Source organism: Streptomyces sp. NRRL S-337 (assembly GCF_000720175.1).
In the GTDB taxonomy this organism is placed as follows: domain Bacteria; phylum Actinomycetota; class Actinomycetes; order Streptomycetales; family Streptomycetaceae; genus Streptomyces; species Streptomyces siderophoricus.
In genome coordinates, this window is record NZ_JOIX01000006.1 from 115,464 (window position 1) to 136,608 (window position 21,145).

Annotated in this window: 16 protein-coding genes and 1 riboswitch; of the genes, 13 read left to right on the top strand and 3 right to left on the bottom strand. The window is 69.4% G+C overall.

What is annotated here, in order from left to right; all coding sequences use genetic code 11:
- Positions 1-13 precede the first annotated feature (13 nt).
- Positions 14-1,201, top strand: a complete 1,188-nt coding sequence (locus IG62_RS0107740; protein ID WP_051797729.1) for a CobW family GTP-binding protein — start codon at positions 14-16, stop codon at positions 1,199-1,201.
- A gap of 162 nt (positions 1,202-1,363) precedes the next feature.
- Here IG62_RS0107740 and IG62_RS0107745 read toward each other — a convergent pair whose 3' ends face one another.
- Positions 1,364-3,811: a DNA gyrase/topoisomerase IV subunit A gene (locus IG62_RS0107745; RefSeq protein ID WP_030799043.1), complete on the bottom strand. Its 2,448-nt coding sequence runs from the start codon at positions 3,809-3,811 to the stop codon at positions 1,364-1,366.
- 346 nt (positions 3,812-4,157) lie between these two features.
- Here IG62_RS0107745 and IG62_RS0107750 point away from each other — a divergent pair, with 346 nt between their 5' ends.
- The 4 genes from IG62_RS0107750 to IG62_RS0107765 all read left to right on the top strand — a co-directional run bounded on the left by IG62_RS0107750 (position 4,158) and on the right by IG62_RS0107765 (position 9,007).
- Positions 4,158-5,495: a M16 family metallopeptidase gene (locus tag IG62_RS0107750; RefSeq protein ID WP_030799045.1), complete on the top strand. Its 1,338-nt coding sequence runs from the start codon at positions 4,158-4,160 to the stop codon at positions 5,493-5,495.
- 35 nt (positions 5,496-5,530) lie between these two features.
- Positions 5,531-6,913, top strand: coding sequence for a M16 family metallopeptidase (locus tag IG62_RS0107755; protein WP_030799047.1), 1,383 nt, complete (start codon positions 5,531-5,533; stop codon positions 6,911-6,913).
- Positions 6,914-7,167: 254 nt separating this feature from the next.
- Positions 7,168-7,321: riboswitch (cyclic di-AMP (ydaO/yuaA leader) on the top strand.
- 12 nt (positions 7,322-7,333) lie between these two features.
- The gene (locus IG62_RS0107760; RefSeq protein ID WP_030799049.1) at positions 7,334-8,134 is read left to right on the top strand and encodes a M23 family metallopeptidase; all 801 of its coding nucleotides are present in this window, start codon (positions 7,334-7,336) and stop codon (positions 8,132-8,134) included.
- Positions 8,135-8,317: 183 nt separating this feature from the next.
- Positions 8,318-9,007, top strand: a complete 690-nt coding sequence (locus IG62_RS0107765; RefSeq protein ID WP_030799051.1) for a GntR family transcriptional regulator — start codon at positions 8,318-8,320, stop codon at positions 9,005-9,007.
- 359 nt (positions 9,008-9,366) lie between these two features.
- On the opposite strand, the gene IG62_RS0107770 is transcribed toward IG62_RS0107765, so the two are convergent.
- Complete coding sequence (locus IG62_RS0107770; protein WP_030799053.1) at positions 9,367-9,648, bottom strand: HPr family phosphocarrier protein; 282 nt, start codon at positions 9,646-9,648, stop codon at positions 9,367-9,369.
- Positions 9,649-9,780: 132 nt separating this feature from the next.
- Here IG62_RS0107770 and IG62_RS0107775 point away from each other — a divergent pair, with 132 nt between their 5' ends.
- From IG62_RS0107775 to IG62_RS0107810, 8 genes are all read left to right on the top strand, one after another.
- Positions 9,781-12,825, top strand: coding sequence for a bifunctional GNAT family N-acetyltransferase/acetate--CoA ligase family protein (locus IG62_RS0107775; protein ID WP_030799054.1), 3,045 nt, complete (start codon positions 9,781-9,783; stop codon positions 12,823-12,825).
- A 71-nt stretch (positions 12,826-12,896) separates the two neighbouring features.
- Positions 12,897-13,490 carry a DUF5998 family protein gene (locus tag IG62_RS0107780; RefSeq protein WP_030799055.1) on the top strand — a complete coding sequence of 198 codons (594 nt, stop codon included), beginning with the start codon at positions 12,897-12,899 and terminating at the stop codon, positions 13,488-13,490.
- On the top strand, positions 13,490-14,680 hold the full coding sequence (locus tag IG62_RS0107785) for an alkaline phosphatase family protein (protein ID WP_030799056.1): 1,191 nt from the start codon (positions 13,490-13,492) through the stop codon (positions 14,678-14,680). Before IG62_RS0107780 ends, IG62_RS0107785 begins: the two co-directional genes overlap by 1 nt.
- Before the next feature lie 122 nt (positions 14,681-14,802).
- Entirely contained in the window at positions 14,803-15,453 is a 651-nt protein-coding gene (locus tag IG62_RS0107790) for a thymidine kinase (RefSeq protein ID WP_030799059.1), read from the top strand.
- Between the two features lie 1,000 nt (positions 15,454-16,453).
- On the top strand, positions 16,454-16,912 hold the full coding sequence (locus tag IG62_RS0107795; protein WP_030799063.1) for a hypothetical protein: 459 nt from the start codon (positions 16,454-16,456) through the stop codon (positions 16,910-16,912).
- A 2-nt stretch (positions 16,913-16,914) separates the two neighbouring features.
- A complete protein-coding gene (locus IG62_RS0107800) occupies positions 16,915-19,101 on the top strand; it encodes a DUF6571 family protein (RefSeq protein ID WP_030799065.1) in 2,187 nt (728 codons plus the stop codon).
- Positions 19,102-19,103: 2 nt separating this feature from the next.
- Entirely contained in the window at positions 19,104-20,216 is a 1,113-nt protein-coding gene (locus tag IG62_RS47085; RefSeq protein WP_158795003.1) for a hypothetical protein, read from the top strand.
- Between the two features lie 241 nt (positions 20,217-20,457).
- Positions 20,458-20,766, top strand: a complete 309-nt coding sequence (locus IG62_RS0107810) for a hypothetical protein (RefSeq protein ID WP_030799071.1) — start codon at positions 20,458-20,460, stop codon at positions 20,764-20,766.
- 84 nt (positions 20,767-20,850) lie between these two features.
- On the opposite strand, the gene IG62_RS0107815 is transcribed toward IG62_RS0107810, so the two are convergent.
- Complete coding sequence (locus IG62_RS0107815; protein WP_030799074.1) at positions 20,851-21,057, bottom strand: hypothetical protein; 207 nt, start codon at positions 21,055-21,057, stop codon at positions 20,851-20,853.
- Positions 21,058-21,145 lie beyond the last annotated feature (88 nt).

Consider the following 21,145-nt stretch of genomic DNA (forward strand, 5'->3'; position numbering starts at 1 on the left):
ATGGAGGCGCCTTCTGGCCACGCAACAGATTCCGGTCGTCGTGCTCGCGGGGTTCCTCGGTTCGGGCAAGACGACCCTGCTCAACCACCTGCTCCGGGTCGGCGACGGGACCCGTATCGGCGCGATCGTCAATGACTTCGGCAGCATCGAGATCGACGCCATGACCGTCGCCGGACAGGTGGACTCGATGGTCTCGCTCGGCAACGGCTGTCTGTGCTGTGCGGTCGACACCAGCGAACTGGACACGTACCTGGAGCGGCTGGCCCGCCCCTCCGCCCGTATCGACGTGATCGTCATCGAGGCGAGCGGGCTGGCCGAGCCGCAGGAACTCATCCGGATGATCCTCGCCAGCGACAACGACCGGATCGTCTACGGCGGGCTGATCGAGGTCGTGGACGCCGCTGAGTTCGAGTCCACGCGGGCCCGCCATCCCGAGCTGGACCGGCACGTCGGCATCGCCGACATCGTGGTGCTCAACAAGGCCGACCGGATCGACGACGCGGCGCGCCGAACGCTCCGGGACGCACTCGCGGACCTGGCGCCCGGCCGGCCGGTGATCTGTACGGCGTACGGAAGGATCGACCCCGAGCTGTTCTTCGACCGGGGAGTGGGGGAGGACCAGGACGCGGCCGTGCGCCAGTTGTCCTTCGAGGACCTGCTGCGCGAGGCCGCGGCCAACGACGAGCACCCCCGAAACCTCCCCCAGAACGGTCACCACGACCCCAACAGCCACTGCGGCCACGACGCCTGTGGAGCGCACGGTGCCCACGACCACTCCGGGCACCTTCACGCCGCCTACGAGAGCGTGGAGTTCAGCTCGGCAGAGCCGATGCACCCGCGTCGGCTCATGGACTTCCTCGACAGCCGGCCGGCCGGGCTCTACCGCATCAAGGGCTTCGTCCACTTCGACGTCCCCGAGAACCGGCAGAAGTTCACCGTGCATGCCGTCGGCGACTTCCTGCGCTTCTACCCCGAGCCCTGGCCGAGGGGTGAGGAGCGGAGCACCCAGCTCGTCCTCATCGGCAGCGGCATCGACGCCCCGGCACTCCGCAAGGAGCTGGACAACTGCCGGGAGACCGGGTCGCCGGAGGCCGATGTGAACAGCATGTGGGGCGTGCTGCGGTACGTGGCCTCCCGCGAGGGAGAGGAGTTCGGGGATGAGTTGGGGGACGCGTCGGCGGACGCGTCGGTAGACGAATAGACGAGCAGGGGAAGCAGGGGAAGTAGAGAAAACACGTAACGCCGTCGGGCCGGTTCCGCACCGGCCCGACGGCGTTCACTTCCCCTCACCCGACGGCGTCAACTCTCCCGTCGGCAGAGAGGCGAAAGCCCCGCTTGCAGAGCCCCGCTTACAGAGCCCCGCTCACACCGGTCCTGCCAGTGCCGCCACCGGCTTCGTCAGGCCCACTCCCGAGCCGTCCCGGCGCGGGTCCGGCTCCGGCAGCGGTACCGGCGCGCCCTTGGCGTCCGCCGCCCGCACCGGCGCCGGTCCGGCCCATGCCTGGATCAGGCAGTCCTCGCCCTTGAGGAACCGCTGGCAGCGCACTCCACCGGTCGCCCGGCCCTTGCGCGGGTACTGGTCGAACGGTGTGATCTTGGCCGTGGCGACCGAGTCGTCCAGGGTGCCGTGCGAGCCGGCGACGGTGAAGACCATGGCGTCGGCCGCCGGGTCGACCGCCGAGAACGAGATCACCTTCGCGCCCTCGCCCAGCTTGACCCCGGCCATACCGCCCGCGGGCCGGCCCTGCGGCCGTACCTGCGACGCCGGATAGCGCAGCAGCTGCGCCTCGGTGGTGATGAAGACCAGGTCCTCCTCACCGGTGCGCAGCTCGGCCGCGCCCACGATGCGGTCGCCCTCCTTGAGGGTGATGACCTCCAACTCCTCCTTGTGGGCGGGGTAGTCGGGCACCACCCGCTTGACCACGCCCTGTTCCGTACCGAGCGCCAGGCCCGGCGAGGACTCGTCCAGGGTGGTGAGGCAGATCAGGTCCTCGCCGTCCTGGAGCGTCAGGAACTCCGAGAGCGGTGCGCCGCCCGCGAGGGTCGGCGCCGCCGCGGTCTCCGGGAGCTGCGGCAGATCGATCACCGGGAGCCGCAGCAGCCGGCCCAGGGACGTCACCACGCCCACCTCACCGCGGGTCGTCGCCGGCACCGCCGAGACGATCACATCGTGCTTGACCCGCTTGGCGTCGACGTCGAACGGCACCTCGCCGGTGACCGTACGCGCCAGCAGGCCCGTCGAGGACAGCAGGACCCGGCACGGGTCGTCGGCGACCTCCAGCGGCACCGCGCCGACCGTGGTGCCGGCCGACTCCAGCAGGACCGTGCGCCGGTCCGTGCCGTACTTCTTGGCGACCGCGGCCAGCTCGCCGGAGACCAGCTTGCGCAGCTCGGCGTCCGACTCCAGGATCTGGGTCAGCTTCTCGATCTCCTCCTGCAGCCGGTCGCGCTCCGACTCCAGCTCGATCCGGTCGAACTTGGTCAGCCGGCGCAGCGGGGTGTCGAGGATGTACTGGGTCTGGACGTCGCTCAGCGAGAAGCGCTCGATCAGCCGCTCCTTGGCCTGTGCGCTGTTCTCGCTGGAGCGGATCAGGCGGATCACCTCGTCGATGTCCACCAGGGCCGTCAGCAGGCCCTCGACCAGGTGCAGCCGGTCGCGGCGCTTGCTGCGGCGGAACTCGCTGCGGCGGCGCACGACCTCGAAGCGGTGGTCGACGTAGACCTCCAGCAGCTCCTTCAGGCCCAGCGTCAGCGGCTGGCCGTCCACCAGCGCGACGTTGTTGATGCCGAAGGACTCCTCCATCGGCGTCAGCTTGTAGAGCTGCTCCAGCACGGCCTCGGGGTGGAAGCCGTTCTTGACCTCGATCACCAGACGCAGGCCGTGCTCACGGTCGGTGAGGTCCTTGACGTCCGCGATGCCCTGGAGCTTCTTCGAGCCGACCAGGTCCTTGATCTTCGAGATGACCTTTTCCGGGCCGACGGTGAAGGGGAGTTCGGTGACGACCAGGCCCTTGCGTCGCGCGGTGACGTTCTCCACCGTGACCGTGGCACGGATCTTGAACGTGCCGCGGCCCTTCTCGTAGGCGTCGCGGATGCCGCTCAGACCCACGATCCGGCCGCCGGTCGGCAGGTCCGGGCCCGGGACGAAGCGCATCAGGGTGTCGAGGTCGGCGTTCGGGTGCTTGATCAGATGGCGGGCCGCGGCGATGACCTCGCCGAGGTTGTGCGGCGGCATGTTCGTCGCCATACCGACGGCGATGCCGGAGGTGCCGTTGACGAGGAGGTTCGGATAGGCGGCGGGGAGGGCGACCGGCTCCCGCTCCTGGCCGTCGTAGTTCGGCGAGAAGTCGACGGTGTCCTCGTCGATCGACTCGGTCATCAGGGAGGTCGCGGACGCCATCCGGCATTCCGTGTACCGCATCGCGGCCGGCGGGTCGTCGTTGCCCAGCGAGCCGAAGTTGCCGTGCCCGTCGACCAGCGGCAGCCGCATCGAGAACGGCTGCGCCATGCGGACCAGCGCGTCGTAGATGGATGCGTCGCCGTGTGGGTGGAGCTTACCCATCACCTCGCCGACGACCCGGGCGCACTTCACATAGCCGCGGTCGGGGCGCAGGCCCATCTCGTTCATCTGGTAGAGGATGCGGCGGTGCACGGGCTTGAGGCCGTCGCGGGCGTCCGGCAGGGCGCGCGAGTAGATGACCGAATACGCGTACTCGAGGAAGGAACCCTGCATCTCGTCGACGACGTCGATGTCGAGGATCCTCTCCTCGAAGTCGTCCGGCGGCGGGGTCTTCGTGCTGCGGCGGGCCATCGCGGCTGCGGCTCCTTCTGCTGCGTCTACTGCCGAGGTCGGGGACGGCGCCGGGGCGTCGTCGGTCAATCAGCCGGGTCGATCAGCTGGGGGATCAACCGGCGAGTATCTCTGAGTCTGACGCGGACCATTGTGGACCGCCCCACTGACAACGCCGACCGCGACTCCCCCTTCCGCCCCTGCGGCGGCCCGGTGGCGGCCCCCACGACGGCCCGGCGGCGGCTCCGTGACGGCTCTGCGCGGGCCCTCGTTCGGGGGCGGTCCTGCGGGAACTTCGCCAGATGCCGACGCGGTTGCATACAGTGACAGAACTTCTTCGCAAGCGATCGAAGGGACGTACATGCCCATGGGTCACACGGCCACAGAACAAGCCGGCTCCGGCGGCCTGACAGCGACCGAGCACCGGCTGGCCAACGGCCTGCGCGTGGTGCTCTCCGAAGACCACCTGACCCCGGTCGCAGCGGTCTGCCTCTGGTACGACGTCGGCTCCCGCCATGAGGTCAAGGGCCGTACGGGCCTGGCTCACCTCTTCGAGCACCTGATGTTCCAGGGTTCCGCGCAGGTGAAGGGGAACGGCCACTTCGAGCTGGTGCAGGGCGCCGGCGGTTCGCTCAACGGCACCACGAGCTTCGAGCGCACCAACTACTTCGAGACCATGCCCGCCCACGAGCTGGAGCTGGCGCTCTGGCTGGAGGCGGACCGCATGGGTTCGCTGCTGACCGCGCTCGACGAGGAGTCCCTGGAGAACCAGCGCGACGTCGTCAAGAACGAGCGCCGCCAGCGCTACGACAACGTCCCCTACGGCACGGCCTTCGAGAAGCTGACGGCCATGGCGTACCCCGAGGGCCACCCGTACCACCACACCCCCATCGGGTCGATGGCCGATCTGGACGCCGCCTCCCTGGAGGACGCCCGGGCGTTCTTCCGTACGTACTACGCGCCCAACAACGCCGTCCTGTCGGTCGTCGGCGACATCGACCCGGCCCGGACGCTGGCCTGGATCGAGAAGTACTTCGGCTCGATCCCCTCCCACGACGGCAAGCAGCCGCCCCGGGACGGCACCCTGCCCGACGTGATCGGCAGCGAGCTGCGCGAGGTCGTCGAGGAGGAGGTGCCCTCCCGCGCCCTGATGGCGGCCTACCGCCTGCCGCACGACGGCACCCGTGAGGCGGACGCCGCCGACCTCGCGCTGACCGTCCTGGGCGGCGGCGAGTCCTCGCGCCTGTACAACCGGCTGGTGCGCCGCGACCGCAGCGCCGTCGCCGCCGGCTTCGGTCTGCTGCGGCTGGCCGGTGCGCCCTCCCTGGGCTGGCTGGACGTGAAGACATCCGCCGGGGTGGAGGTGCCCGCCATCGAGCGCGCGGTGGACGAGGAGCTGGCGCGGTTCGCCGCCGAGGGGCCCACCCCGGAGGAGATGGAACGGGCGCAGGCCCAGCTGGAGCGCGAGTGGCTGGACCGCCTGGCGACGGTCAGCGGCCGCGCCGACGAACTGTGCCGCTTCGCCGTCCTGTTCGGCGACCCGCAGCTCGCGCTGACCGCCGTACAGCGGGTCCTGGACATCACCCCCGAGGAGGTGCAGGCGGTCGCCAAGGCCCGGCTGCGCCCCGACAACCGCGCGGTGCTCGTCTACGAGCCCACCGAGCCGGCCGGCAACGGCGCCGAGGAAGGGGAGACGGAGCAGTGAGCGACGCCACCCGTCAGGATTCCGCAGGGAGCACCATGCAGTTCCACCCGCAGCCCCAGAGCGGCGCGCCCAAGCCGTGGGCCTTCCCGGCCCCCGAGCGCAGCCAACTGCCCAACGGCCTCACACTCCTGACCAGCCACCGCCCCGGCCAGCAGGTCGTCGCGGTCGAGATCAACCTCGTCGCCCCGCTGGACGCCGAGCCCGAGGGCCTGGACGGTGTCGCCACGATCATGGCGCGTGCCCTGTCCGAGGGCACCGACAAATACGACGCGGAGGGCTTCGCCGCCGAGCTGGAGCGCTGCGGCGCCACGCTGGACGCGCACGCCGACCACCCCGGCGTACGGGTCTCCCTGGAGGTCCCGGCGTCCCGGCTGACCCGCGCGCTCGGCCTGCTCGCCGACGCGCTGCGCGCCCCCGCCTTCCCGGAGAGCGAGATCGAGCGGCTGGTCCGCAACCGCCTCGACGAGATCCCGCACGAGCTCGCCAACCCGGCCCGGCGCGCGGCGATGGCGCTCTCCAAGGAGCTGTTCCCGTCCACCGCGCGGATCTCCCGCCCCCGCCAGGGCACCGAGGAGACCGTCGCGCGGATCGACGCCGCGGCCGTGCGCGCTTTCTACGACGCGCACGTCCGGCCCGCCACGGCCACCGCCGTGATCGTCGGTGACTTCACCGGCATCGACCTCGCCGCGGCGCTCGCCGACACCCTCGGCGCCTGGAGCGGTTCGACCGCCGAGCCGGTCAGGGCCACGCCGATCGCCGCCGACGACACCGGCCGCGTGGTGATCGTGGACCGCCCCGGCGCGGTCCAGACACAGCTGCTCCTCGGCCGGATCGGCGCCGACCGGCACGACCGCGTGTGGCCCGCCCAGGTGCTCGGCACGTACTGCCTGGGCGGCACCCTCACCTCCCGGCTGGACCGCGTGCTGCGCGAGGAGAAGGGCTACACCTACGGGGTGCGCGCCTTCGGCCAGGTATTGCGCTCCACGGCCCCCACGTCCCCCGAGGGCACCACCGGCGCGGCGTTGCTCGCCATCAGCGGCTCGGTGGACACCGCCTCCACCGGGCCCGCGCTGGAGGACCTCTGGAAGGTGCTGCGGACCCTCGCGGCAGAGGGACTGACGGACGAGGAGCGGGACGTCGCGGTGCAGAACCTCGTCGGGGTGGCGCCGCTCAAGTACGAGACCGCGGCGGCCGTCGCGGGCACCCTCGCCGACCAGGTGGAGCAGCAGCTCCCGGACGACTTCCAGGCGCAGTTGTACCTCCGGCTCGCGGAGACCGGCACGGTCGAGGCGACCGCCGCCGCCGTCAACGCCTTCCCGGTGGACCGCCTGGTGACCGTCCTGGTGGGCGACGCAGCGCAGATCACCGAGCCCGTCAAGGCGCTGGGCATCGGAGAGGTGACGGTCGTCAGCGGCTAGCGCCCCCTTGGCGCATGACGACGCGTCATGTCCTGACCGGCTCCCGTGGTGTGCGTTCACCACGGGAGCCGTCGCATGTCTGGGGGAGTCCATCGGAGTCCGACGGAGTCCGCCGTATGTCCGGTTTGTGAGGGCTCGTTGGGCCGGAACTTGTGGCATCCCGCACAAAATCGCGGTTCTGTTTGGCTCCGCAAAGTGGCCCCGATTAGCGTCGGTCCGGCTGTTCGTCACAACTCCGCCACAACAGTGGCACCGGACAGTCATCGCCGAGTCCCCGTACGGCGCGAGCCAGGGGAGCCGGGGACCCACGTCCCTGGGGTGAATCGGGCCCCTCTCCGGAGGAGCCCGTAGGAGACCTTCCTGCTCCGAACCCGTCAGCTAACCCGGTAGGCGAGAGGGAAGGAAAGGACAAGCCAGCACATGGCGTTCACCCGTGCCACCGGGAAGCACCGCCGGGCCAGCCGCAGCGCCCGGACGACCCGCAAGCTCGCCGGCATAGCCACCCTCGCCACCTCCGGCGTCGTCGGAACCCTGGCTTCGCCGGCGCTGGCCGCCTCCGACGCGGCCCGCGCCCAGGACACCGGCCTCACCCAGGCCGTCGTGCTCGGTGACGAGCTCGCCCACCGCCTGGAGGTCCAGGCCGACGCCCAGCAGGCCGCCGCCGAGGTCGCCGCCGTGAAGGCGAAGGCCGAGGCCGAGGCCAAGAAGCGCGCGGCGGAGGCCGAGCGGCACGCCGAGGCGGCCAGGAAGAAGGCCAAGGCGGAGCGCGAGGCCAAGGAGCGGGCCGCCCGGGACGCCGAGCGCAAGCGCCTGAACGCCTTCGTCGCCCCCGTAGCGGACTCCTACGTCTCCACCGGCTACCAGGCCTCCAGCAGCCTGTGGTCGTCCGGCAGCCACACCGGCATCGACTTCCACGCCGCCACCGGGACCTCCGTCCACGCGGTCGGCGCGGGCACCGTCGTCGAGGCCGGCTGGGGCGGCGCGTACGGCAACAACATCGTGATCAAGATGCACGACGGCACGTACACCCAGTACGGCCACCTGTCGTCGATCGGCGTCTCCGTCGGCCAGACCGTCACCCCCGGCCAGCAGATCGGCCTCTCCGGGGCCACCGGCAACGCCACCGGCCCGCATCTGCACTTCGAGGCCCGCACCGGCCCGGACTACGGCTCCGACATCGACCCGATCGCGTATCTGCGGTCGCACGGCGTCGACGTCTGAGCTGGCGTCCGACCGGCCCGCCCGCACGCCCTCGGCGCACGCCTGAGCATGCCCCGCGCCCGCTGGCCAAAAAATATCGCCGAATACGCGGAGTCCGTCGGAAAAGCCCCGCCGGTCGAATAGAGTCTCGGAAAAGCCGCCGACCGGCGGCGTTTTCCGGGGATTACGGCGGAGGCACGATCGATGCGAGGCCATATTTCCGCGCATGCGGTGTGCACGGCGATTCGCGAGGACATCGTCTCCGGTGCACTGGCGCCGGGGAGCCGGCTGATCGAGGAGATCCTGGCGGCGCGCTACGGCGTCTCCAGAGTGCCGGTCCGCGAAGCGCTGCGCACCCTGCAGTCGGAGGGCTTCGTCACCACCCGCCACCACGCGGGCGCCTGCGTCGCCGAGCCCACCGAGCAGGAGGCCGCCGACCTACTGGACATCCGCGCCCTGCTGGAGCCGCTGGGCGCGGCCCGCGCGGCCGCCCGGCGTACTCCCGCCCACCTGAAGGTGCTGCGCGGTCTGGTACGGCTGGGTCGCGAGCGGGCCCGCCACGGCAGCCCCGCCGACCTGCGCCAACTCGACGGCTGGTTCCACGAGACGCTGGCCCAGGCGGCCGGCAGCCCCAGCCTGACCGCACTGCTGACCCAGCTGCGCCGCAAGATCGAGTGGATGTATGCGATGGAGCCGCCGCCGCGGGCCGGTGAGGCCTGGGACGACCACGGCGCGGTACTGGACGCGGTGGCCCGGGGCGACGCGGAACGGGCCCGCGCCCTGATGGCGGCGCACATCGAGCGGTCGCTCCCGGTGTACCGGCTGAGGCGCATCGCGGCACCCGACGTGAGCGACACGAAACGGCCCGTCAACACAGCGCGCGCCCGTTCTTAACAAGCGGGCCGTATACAAAGGGGTACGCGATTTCGAGGCGGATGTTTTGCGCCTTGGATCGATGGCGCCCGTCTTTGATTTCGGGGTACCGGCGCGCGCCTGCTTTTCCGGCACGCACATGAGCTCGCAGGCTTTCCCGTGCATGCCTTTCCCGCGCATTGGTCCCAGGCAATGATTATTCCGCGGCAGCGGGCACGGCATTTGCGTGGGGGCGGGGCAGGACATTCCCCCGGCACGGCACTTGTCCGGAACGGCATTTCCCCGGAACCGTATTTCTTCGGCACGCGGAACGGCCCCGCCGCGGCACCTTTTCAGGTCACCGTGGCGGGGCCGTCGTACGAAGGGGCGTCCCGGTGGACTCACACGGTCTCGGGAAGCTCTTCGAGACCCTCGGCGACGAGCTTGGCCAGGCGGTCGAGCGCTTCCTCGGCGCCCTCGGCGTCCGAGGCCAGCACGATCTCCTCGCCGCCCTGGGCGCCCAGGCCCAGGACCGCGAGCATGGAGGCCGCGTTGACCGGGTTGCCATCGGCCTTGGCGATCGTCATCGGGACGCCGGCGGCGGTGGCCGCCCGGACGAAGATCGATGCGGGGCGGGCGTGCAGGCCCTCGGCCCAACCGACATTGACGCGGCGCTCAGCCATGGTGTTGCCCTTCAAAGTCGTGACTGTTGTCTAGACCATTCTCTCACGCGGCCGGGACTGCTCCCAGCCTCCCCCGACCCCGAGATTACGCGCGCCGGGCCGGTTGTCGGTGGCCGGTCGTACGCTGTCCGCATGCAGAAGCCGCCGGACCACGCATACCCGACCCACTGGGAAGCCGACGTGGTGCTGCGCGACGGCGGCACGGCGCGGATCCGCCCCATCACCCCCGACGACGCCGAGCGGCTGGTCTCCTTCTACGAGCAGGTCTCGGACGAGTCCAAGTACTACCGCTTCTTCGCGCCCTACCCGCGCCTGTCCGACCGCGATGTGCACCGCTTCACCCACCACGACTACGTCGACCGGGTCGGGCTCGCGGCCACGGTCGGCGGCGAGTTCATCGCCACCGTCCGCTACGACCGGATCAACGACCAGGGGCTGCCCGCCAAGAGCCCCGAGGACGACCAGGCCGAGGTCGCCTTCCTGGTGCAGGACGCCCATCAGGGGCGTGGGGTCGCCTCCGCCCTTCTGGAGCATGTCGCGGCCGTCGCCCGCGAGCGCGGCATCCGGCGGTTCGCCGCCGAGGTGCTGCCCGCCAACACCAAGATGATCAAGGTCTTCACGGACGCCGGCTACACCCAGAAGCGCACCTTCGAAGACGGCGTGGTGCGGCTGGAGTTCGACCTCGAACCGACCGAGCAGTCCATGGCCGTGATGCGCAGCCGCGAGCAGCGCGCCGAGGCCCGCTCCGTCCAGCGGCTGCTCGCGCCCGGCTCGGTCGCCGTCATCGGCACCGGCCGCGCCCCCGGCGGCATCGGCCGCACGGCCCTGCGCCACATCCTCGACGCCGGCTTCACCGGCCGGCTGCACGCGGTCAACCACGCCTTCCCCGACGACCTGCGGCGGCTCGACCCCGAAGGCGTGCCGGCGGTCCGCGCGCTCCGGGAGATCCCCGACCCGGTCGACCTCGCGGTCATCGCCGTCCCCGCGGAGCGCGTCCCCGAAGTGATCCGCGACTGCGGCGAACACCGCGTCCAGGGCGTGCTGATCCTCTCCTCCGGTTACGCCGAGGCGGGCCCCGAGGGCAGGGAGCGGCAGCGCGCGGTGCTCCACCAGGCCCGCTCGTACGGCATGCGGCTCATCGGGCCGAACGCCTTCGGCCTGATCAACACCTCCGCCGACGTCCGGCTGAACGCCTCCCTCGCCCCGCAGATGCCCGGCGCCGGCCACATCGGCCTGTTCACCCAGTCCGGCGCCATCGGCATCGCCCTGCTCAGCGGACTGCACGCCCGCGGCCCCGGGGACGGCGGGATCGCCGGCATCTCCGCGTTCGTCTCGGCCGGCAACCGCGCCGACGTCTCCGGCAACGACCTCCTCCAGTACTGGTACGAGGACCCCGACACCGACGTCGTGATCCTCTACCTGGAGACCATCGGCAACCCCCGCAAGTTCGCCCGGCTGGCCCGCCGCACCGCCGCCGTCAAGCCGGTCGTGGTCGCCCGGGGCGCCCGGCACAACGGCACCGCCCCGCCCGGCCACGCCGTGCCCACCGTCCGCGTCCCCGACAGCACGGTCGCCGCCCTGATGCGCCAGGCCGGGGTGATCCGCGTCGACACCGTCACCGAGCTGATCGACGCCGGGCTGCTGCTGGCCTCCCAGCCGCTGCCGGCCGGCCCGCGCATCGCCATCCTCGGCAACTCCGAGTCGCTGGCCCTGCTCGCCTACGACGCCTGTCTGACCGAGCGACTGCGGCCGCTGCGCCCCCGGGTGCTGCCCTCCGCCGCGACACCGGACGACTTCCGCGCCGCGCTCGACGAGACGCTCTCCAGCGACGGCTGCGACGCGGTGATCGTCACGGCCATTCCCTGGGTGGGGGAGGAGGACGGCGCCTCCCCGGGCGCGAGCGAGGGCACCGCGCTCGCCGCGGCCCTGCGCGCGGCCGCCGCGGCCCACCCGGAGAAGCCGGTCACGGTCGTGCACCTCGCCATGGACGCCCTGGCTGAGACCCTCGCCGCCCCGCCGCCCCTCCCGGACCCGGTGTCCCCGGCGGCGGACCAGCCCGTCCCGCCGGCCGCCGCGGAACCTCACCCGCCCGCCACGACCGGCCCCTCCTCACCGGCGACGACCGCCCTCACCCCACCGACGACGGCAACCCCCGCCCCACCACCCCGGCCCGCGTACCCGCCCGCCCGTCCGCCGTTCCCCCCGGGCCCGCCGCCGGGCGCCCGCCCCGCGGACCGGACGCCCCCGACCCCCGCCACCGAGGCCGCCGCCCCGCCCCGGCGCCGTCCCGCCCCGCTGCGCATCCCCGCCTATCCCGCCGCCGAGCGGGCCGTACGGGCGCTCGCCGAGGCCGTCCGCTACGCCGCCTGGCGCCGGGAGGCGGCCGATCCCGGCCGGGTGCCCGAGTACGACGACATCCAGGAGGCCGCGGCCGGTGCCGACATCGAGCGGCTCCTCGACCGGCTCACCGCCGACGTCCCCAGCGGCCGCTCGGTACGGGTGCCGGACGACGACGCCGCGGCCCTGCTCGCCCGCTACGGCATCCATACCCGCCCCGTGCTGCCCGCCCCCGACCCCGACGCGGCCGTGCGCGCCGCCGACCGCCTCGGCTACCCGGTGGCCCTCAAGACCACCGCGCCCCACCTGCGGCACCGCGCCGACCTCGGCGGAGTCCGGCTGGACATCGCCGGCGAAACGGAACTCCGCCGCACCTACGCCGAATTGACCGATTTCCTCGGCTCGCCCGAAGAGCTCCGGCCGGTCGTCCAGTCCATGGTGCCGCGCGGCGTCGACACGGTCATCAGCGCCGCCATCGACCCGGCCGCCGGCGCCGTGCTCTCCTTCGGCCTGGCCGGCGCCCCCTCCCAGCTGCTCGGCGACGTCGCCCACCGCCTCATCCCCGCGACCGACCGTGAGGTCGCCGAGCAGATCCGCTCGATCCGCGCCGCCCCGCTGCTCTTCGGCTGGCGCGGCTCCCAGCCGGTGGACACCGCCGCCCTCGCCGAGCTGCTGCTCCGGGTCTCCCGGCTCGTCGACGACCATCCCGAGGTGGTCGGGGTGGAGCTCGAACCGGTCGTCGTCGCCCCGCGCGGCCTGTCGGTCCTGGGCGCCGCCGTCCGCCTGGCCCGGCCGCCCGCCACCACCGACCTGGGCCCCCGCCGCCTGCCCGCCTACTGAGCCGCCCGGAGCGCACGGACCCCGCCCCCGCAGGGGCCGTGGTGCCCGCCGGGCCCCGTAGGATGGACCCCATGGCTAAGACCGGTACGACGACCCAGGGGCTGCGCGCGGCGATCGAGCGCAGTGGCTATTACCCGACGCTCGTGGCCGAGGCGGTGCAGGCCGCGGTCGGTGGTGAGCCGGTGGTGTCGTACCTCGTCCACCAGGAGACGACCTTCGACGCCAACGAGGTCCGCCGCCACGTCACCGTCCTCGTCCTGACCGGCACCCGCTTCATCGTCAGCCACACCGACGAGCAGGCCGCCGACGCCACCTCCCCCTCGCCGTACGCCACCACCTCCACCGAGTCCGTCAAGCTCGGCCGGATCTCCTCCGTGGTGCTCAGCCGCGTGGTCGCCAACCCGGAGTCGTACACTCCCGGCCAGCTGCCCCGCGAGGTCGTGCTCACCATCGGGTGGGGCGCGGTGGCCCGGCTGGACCTGGAGCCCGCCGCCTGCGGCGACCCCAACTGCGAGGCGGACCACGGCTACACAGGTTCCTCCACCGCCGATGACCTCTCGCTGCGGGTCAGCGAGGCCGGCGACGGCCCCGACTCGGTGCGCGAGACGCTCGCCTTCGCCCAGGCGCTCTCCGAGGCCACCGCGGCCACCACCACCTCCCGCTGATGGTCGACGTCGCCCCCGCCTGGCCGGAACCCGAACCGCTCGACCCGCTGGGCGCGCCGGTCCCGCAGTACGGCACCGGCTCGCTCGCCGATCTGCTGCCCACCATCGCCGCCGGTCTCGGCATGGCCGAGCTCGCCACCGGCATGGACCTCGCACCCGCCGACCGGGCCTGCGTCTTCCTGATCGACGGCCTCGGCTGGGACCTGCTCCGCGCGCACCCGGAGGAGGCACCGTTCCTCACCTCTCTCCTTGGATCGTCGTTCAACGGCAGCGGCCGTCCGCTCACCGCCGGCTTCCCCTCGACCACCGCGACCTCGCTCGCCTCGGTGGGCACGGGCCTGCCGCCCGGCGCCCACGGCCTGCCCGGCTACACCTGCCAGGACCCGGCCACCGGTGAGCTGATGAACCAGCTGCGCTGGTACCCGTGGACCGACCCGTACGCCTGGCAGCCCTACCCGACGGTCTTCCAGCTCGCCGACGCCGCGGGCATCCACACCTGCCAGGTCTCCGCGCCGGACTTCCAGCACACCCCGCTGACCAAGATCGCGCTCAGCGGCGGCACCTTCCACGGCCGGCTCTCCGGCGAGGAGCGGATGGACCTGGCCGCCGCGCAGCTGGCCGCCGACGACCGTTCGCTGGTCTACACGTACTACTCCGAGGTCGACGGCAAGGGCCACCGCTACGGCGTCAACTCCGACGCCTGGCGCGGACAGTTGATGTACGTCGACCGGCTGGCCCAGCGGCTGGCCGAGCAACTGCCGCCGCGCAGCGCGCTCTACATCACCGCCGACCACGGCATGATCGACATCCCGTTCGGCCCGGAGTCCCGGATCGACTTCGACGAGGACTGGGAACTCCGCGCCGGCGTCCGCCTGTTGGGCGGCGAGGGCCGGGCCCGGCACGTCTACGCCCATCCGGGCGCGGCCGCCGATGTGCTCGCCGTGTGGCGCGAGGTGGTCGGCGACCAGATGTGGGTCGCGAGTCGCGAAGAGGCCATCGCCGCCGGGTGGTTCGGGCCGTACGTCGACGACCGGGTGCGTGACCGGATCGGCGACGTGGTCGCGGCCGCCCACGCCGACATGGTGATCATCGCGACCGAACGGGAGCCCCGGGAGTCGGAGATGGTCGGTATGCACGGGTCGATGACCTCCATGGAGCAGCTGGTGCCGCTCCTGGAAGTCCGCACCTGACCGCAGCCCGCCCGCGACCCCGCCCTTCACCTTCCCTGTGCCCTCCGCCCGTTGGCCCCGCGCGGGCCGTGCCCTCCCCTGGGTGGGCGACGACTCCGACCCGAAAGGCCATCCCCCGCGCCATGTCCGAATTGGTATTTTTCTCCGGAACGATGGACTGTGGGAAGTCGACTCTGGCGCTACAGATTGCGCACAACCGGTCGGCCCGCGGGCTGCAGGGCGTGATCTTCACCCGGGAGGACCGTGCGGGGTCCGGCAAGCTGTCCTCGCGCCTGGGGTTGGTGACCGACGCGGTGGAGGCCGGTCCCGAGCTGGATCTGTACGCGTTCGTGGTGGAGCGCATGTCGAGGGGAGGCAAGGTGGACTACGTCATCGTGGACGAGGCGCAGTTCCTGTCGCCCGAGCAGATCGACCAGCTGGCCCGGATCGTGGACGATCTGGACCTCGATGTCTTCGCGTTCGGCATCACTACGGACTTCCGGACCAAGTTGTTCCCCGGCTCGCAGCGGCTGATCGAACTGGCGGACCGGCTTGAGACGCTTCAGGTCGAGGCGATGTGCTGGTGCGGGGCACGGGCCACGCACAACGCTCGCACGGTGGGGGGCGAGATGGTCGTCGAGGGCGAACAGGTCGTGGTGGGGGATGTGCGAGGGGCTGCGGAGGCCGTCGGGTACGAGGTCCTGTGCCGCCGTCATCATCGCAAGCGGGTGACGAGCGCGACGGCACGAGCGGCAACGCTTTCGCCTGATGTGCTGCCGGTGACGTCGGGTTGACCATGCGTCAAGGCGGCACTGTCGAGCTCCGGGGAGGGAGTGGCTCATTGTGTTCCAGACGTGACGTGGCTGAACGACTGGGGTGACGAGCCGCATTGGCAGTAGGTTCTTCGAGTCCAGGGCAGAAGCCACAACCAAGGGAAGGTCGCGTCACACCCCATGTGACCTGGGGAGATGCCCTGGTCGGGGCCGTTTTGCATCCCGGTGGGCTCCCCTCTCTGACCTGCGGGTTCCCGGGAGTGCCTCCGGGAATGTGCACTGGTTGTCCACAGGGATGGGTATGCGGGACAGGGCTGTCAGGGGTGCCACCACTGGGAGGATCACGATCGGTGGTTTGCGACTGGTGGGGCGCGGTGTCCGGCGAGCGCCCGGGTGGTGGCGACGCACGGTTGGCCAGCTGCTGTTGCGGACGGGCCACAGCCGGTGCGGGCGGTGGCGCGATCACCGGCAGGTGACCAACGGGATACTGCCGGGTGCGGACTGGGATGCCGTGGCGAGACGTGCCGGAACGATTCGGTTACTCGTTCCGGCATTCACCGTCTGTCTCCTCCGCCGTGGTTTCGTCGGCGGTGGGCGTCACTCTGGCTACAGCCGCGCCCAGCTCGCGCCGTGGCGGTGTGGGACAAGATTCCGCGGACCCACGCGGCCGGACAGGTGCCGATAGACGGACGACTGACCGGCTGTCTGGGAGCCACAGCGTGAGTTTGGTGCTGAGCCAGTGGTGCTCCCGGTGATCACGTGCCGCTGCTCGCGCGCCACCGTCCGCACCGGTTGTTGCTCTTGTGAGGCAGCGGCGCCCCATCGCCACTCATCGTCAGTTGAATCCCGTACCGGGCATGACCGTGCCGCTTCCCATTCGCCCGTTTCCTTCATCTTCCCAGGTCAGCAATGGTTTTGAGACAAACCGCAGAGCTAATTGTCCCGCTCTACTTGACGTCCTAAGCTCCTTCTGCTGCGCACTCGCAGCGCTCAACAGGCTGCACTGCCACGGGGGAAGCAGATGAACTACGACCAGGATTGGGACCGCCGTCTCAATCCGTTCCGCTACAACGCGGACGGGACACTCACCGATGCCGCCAAGCGCCAGAACGTGACGATGGAGCTCAACTCGGCTGGTGCCAACGGGGGTGGAGGCGCAGGGGCGGTAGGCCATCAATCGACGGTCCGCCCATCCGCTCTGACCAAGGCGGCCAGGGCGTTGGATGAGCTGCAGGGGGACACCGACAAGGTGGATCAGCACACGCTGGCGGAGACTGATGTGGCGTCGAACGCTCTTCGCGGCTGGCAATCGGCCGGCGGACTGTTCAGGTTGCACAGGCGGTGGGCCGAGGAGTCTGTCCACCTCAGTGCGATGTTGTTTGAGGCCAACGTAAAGCTGCGCGACACCAGTTCCTCGTACGAGCGGAACGAGCACGGTGAGAAGACCAGGATGGATTCACTTGACGGCGGGAGGGGCTGAGCATGGTTGCGTTCTCCGATCTCCTCCACGCCGACCTTGGCAAGCTTCAGGCGGCGGCTGACGAGTGGAAGCTGCTGCCCAAGAAGTACCAGGGGCTGCAAGAGCTGTTCGAGGCCCGTGTCACGAACCCACTCAAGGCTGACTGGCAAGGGGACGCGGCCGACCAGGCGCAGAGCTCTCTCGCTGAGATCAAGAAGCAGTACGGTGCCGCCGCGGCAGAGGCGCAAGCGATCGCGACGCTGCTGCTCGACGCCCATGCGGAGTTCAGCGCCGCACAGAAGAAGCTTCGCCGGATCGTCGATGAGGAAGCACCGGCCGAGAAGCTTGAAGTGCTGGACAGCGGCACGGTCATCGATGTGGATCCCGAGAACCAAGGCTTTGGCGCCGCGTCTGTGGACGTCTTCAAGCCGGAGCGCAAGGCCCAGATCGAAGCCATACAACGGCGCATCGAGAAGGTGCTGAGGGACGCCACCGCAGCTGACGAAGCCGCGGACTGGGCACTGCGCCAGGACGCCAACGGCAAGAACAACGACTCCTTCAGCAAGAACATCTATACGTCACTGGACTCGGCCCGGGATGCCAAGAAGGACATGGCCGAGGCACTGAGGCTGACCGAGAAGGGTGAAGACCTCAGCAACGCCGAGTTGGACAGGCTGGGGAAGATCCTTTCCAGGCGCAGAACCGACATGGTCTTCGCGGAGAAGTTCGCTACCGCCATGGGCCCGAAGGGCGTACTCGAATTCTGGCGTGAGGCGTCCGGGCCCGGCTCCGGAGAGCGAGGCGTCGAACGCAACCTTGCTCTGAAGCATTTGCAGGCCGGTCTTGGCTCCACACTCGGCATGGCCACGCAGAGTGACAGCGCAGCGATGGACGGCTGGAAGGAGAAGATGCTGGCGCTGGGCCCGCAGACGATCGACCCCGGCGGTAGCGGTGGCCCCAACGCGAAGGGCTACCAGTTGATGAGCAGCCTGATGCGCAGCGGGATCTACGACGCCGATTTCCTCAATGACTACGGCCGGGACCTCGTGAAGTACGAGAAGTCCAGAAGTGGATCGACCCCCAGGGAGTTGTGGGCTCCGGACTCCACCATGCTGCGGATCGACTACTCCGGAGATGGACCGGGCGCCGATCCCATGACGGGGTACATGGATGCGCTGAGCATGAATCCGGATGCTGCCACCCAGTTCCTCGATCCTGGCGAGTCTCGTGAGAACGGAAATCTCAAATACCTTGTGGATGACCGTGAGTGGGTGAAAGACGGGTTCGAGGAGAAGACGGGGCAGGGGTCGTTGGCCCTTGCCATCGAAGCCGGCGCAACCGGGCATCAGCCCGGTGGGGAAGATGCTGTGCGGGAGCACACTGCATCGCAGGCCAGGGTCATGCGTGACAGCATCAACATGCTCGACGGTGGCCCAAAGAACGAGAAGCTCCCCGAAGGTATGCAGCGTCCGATCGCCAGCGCGCTTGGCGACTATGTATCGGATACGCACGACATCCTGACAGGAAACAACGTCGAGTCCCTGGACCACCAGGGGAAGGGGGAATCAGGCGTCTGGCAGGACGAAGGCGCTGGACAGATACGGATGTCCACCGACAGGTCGTCTTTGATTCGGGTGATGCGCGGAGTCTCGGATGATCCTGAGGCGTACCACATCCTGCAGGAGGCAGGAACGGCCCATGTGGCACAGCAGCTGGCTGACCTCTCGCCCGATGCCCCAGAGAAAGACGTAAGGGGTGTCATGGGAGACGCTGCAAGAGTTACCGGCGCCATTGACGCTATCCAGGGGGATGTCATCCTCGATCGGCGTGACAGTGGACTCACTGATCATAAGTGGTGGATCGGAAAGGCTGGCTATCACACCACCGCAGGAATCGTTACCAAATTCCCCGTAGTCGGCGATATCGCGGTTCGCCTTACCGACGTCGGCGCTGCTGCCTGGCAACAGCATGTGGACTCAGCCGTTCAGGCTGCCGGAGCTGGCGAAATAGATGAGAACACCATCCGAGGTGAACTCGGGACCAGCGGACAATCAGGCGTCCAAAAGATGGTGGCCGAGTGGTACAAGATGCACAACGATGACCCTGATTCGGGACACGTTCATTCCGTGCAGAATGATATGAGGGGTATTTATGAGGACGGTCGCACTGACGCTCAGGATACGCTGGGTCGAGGGAAGAATAATAACTAGTCATGGTTGATGCTACGGAACAGCGTCGCATCGGTGATCCCGTGCCGGGAGCCGATCGCGTGAAACGCAAAAGGCTGCTGATTTTCGGTGTCATCGCCTTTGCCTTGGTTGCGCCCTGCGTCTTTTACTTCAGCGGAGCCTACGATCGTTGGCAGGACGAGCGAAGTCTGGCCGACGTTTGCAGGGGCAGCGTTGACACTTCGGAAGTCAAGGAACTTCTCGGAGTTGATCGCCTGCGCGGACACGACGTCGAAGCCGAGGGTGGAGTTAATCCGCATGCAGGTCAACTGAACAAGTGCTCCGTAGGCGATCCTGAGGGCCGGGCGTGGCTGTCGGCGGCAATGGACTGGAGTTCCGGCGCGGCAGGCGCTCTCCATGACTTCGGCGGCTTTGAGCCGTACGGTGATGTGGGAATGGCAATTCCGCTCGGTCGTGGATGGGAAGGGGTGATGGACGAGGGGCGCTCAGGGAACGACCTCGTCGCAACGGTTACCATGCCGTGCGCAAACCACCCTGGTGACCCGAAGCGTTCCTCGCTGATCGTCACGGTGAAAGGGCAGGCTACGCACTCGATCGAGGCAAATGCTCAGCGTACCCGATTTGCGCGTACGACCGTGAAGACGGCGGAGAACGCGGCCAGAGCTTGGGGATGCGATGTCCGTCCCGGTGGCTCCATCGACCGTGTATCGGACAACACGGCACACGCGAAAGTGCCGCAAGGTAAGGCCAGAGGAACCTGCGCAGGTATCGCGACCGCTGTGCGTGAAAGCGCCACAGATCCGAAGGCGCCTATCGAGAACTGCTACCTCCTCTCGGATTCAGGGAAATCCCGCTATCGCGTTAGCGCCTTCTACGGCCCGTTCGTTCAGGCACTGCCAGCACAGCTGGGGTATGGGGACGAGCTCGATCCCGGAAAGCCGGCTGGTCGTAAAGGCAGCAGTACTTGGGCTACGGCCGAGTGTCCTTCCGGAGGCAAGGCGTTGTACATCGCTACGGGCCTGCCCGATGAGAGCGATCACTTCGCCCCGGATGGGCAATTGGAGCTCTCTGCGCTCAAGACATTCGCCACACGGTCGGCCGAACGTCACGGCTGCACCGGTCTCAAGTTGCCGTGACGACGGTGGCCGGCTTCGGGCTCGCCAGTAGCTCGGCTACACCCGGAGGGGTGCCCGTCAGGTGAGCGCGGCCCGACGCAGCAGTCATGCGAGCCAGATCAGCATCGCTTTCAGGACACATATACGTCGTCTCGCGACCCGCCAGGAAGCCGGTTGACCCGGCCTTCTGATGGGCGGTTACATGTGTCTGCCGTGCGTGGGGGGCGAGGCACGGTTCTGCGACACCAAGGGGGATTTACAGATGGCCGAGGAATATCGGGTCGATCTGAGTGCGCTGCAGCAGGTCATCACGCGGCTCAATGCGCTTGTGGACACCATGGACGGGGTCGGGGCCACGGCGGAGTACAAGACAGAGCTGCCGGAGGGATACCTCGGCCAGGGATTCGCCGAGGAAGCTGGGCTTCGGAATGCGCACAGCAAGATGAAGCGGGAGCTCGCCGCCATGGTCGCCGAGCTGAAGCACATGATTGCTGACGCCGGCAAGAAGTCGAGAAGCGTGCACGACGACTACGAGAGCCGTGAGCAAGAAGTCCGCCAGTCCATGCGCTGACGCAGGCTGCCGCCGACTCAATAGTGAGTCGGCACAACGGGGAGGAATGAGATGGGTAGCGGGGGTGGACACTCCACCAACTTCTCAAGCCATACGCTTGAGTCGCTGAAGGCCATGGTGCGCGACGCGCAGCCAGACAAGGTCGATGAGATCGCCGACCACTGGATGTACGTGCACGACCAGCTTGCCGGCGATGCGCCGGACGGAAGCATAAAGGATCTGCTGGACAAGGCCGTGGCGGATGTCCGCGAGTACTGGCACGGTGCAGCCGCAGAAGCCTTCGAAAGGCACGCAAAGACTCTGAGCGCGAGTCTCGCAAACGGCTCCTTGTACGCAAAGAATACGGCGCATACTTTGAAAGCCGCGGCGATCGACCTTC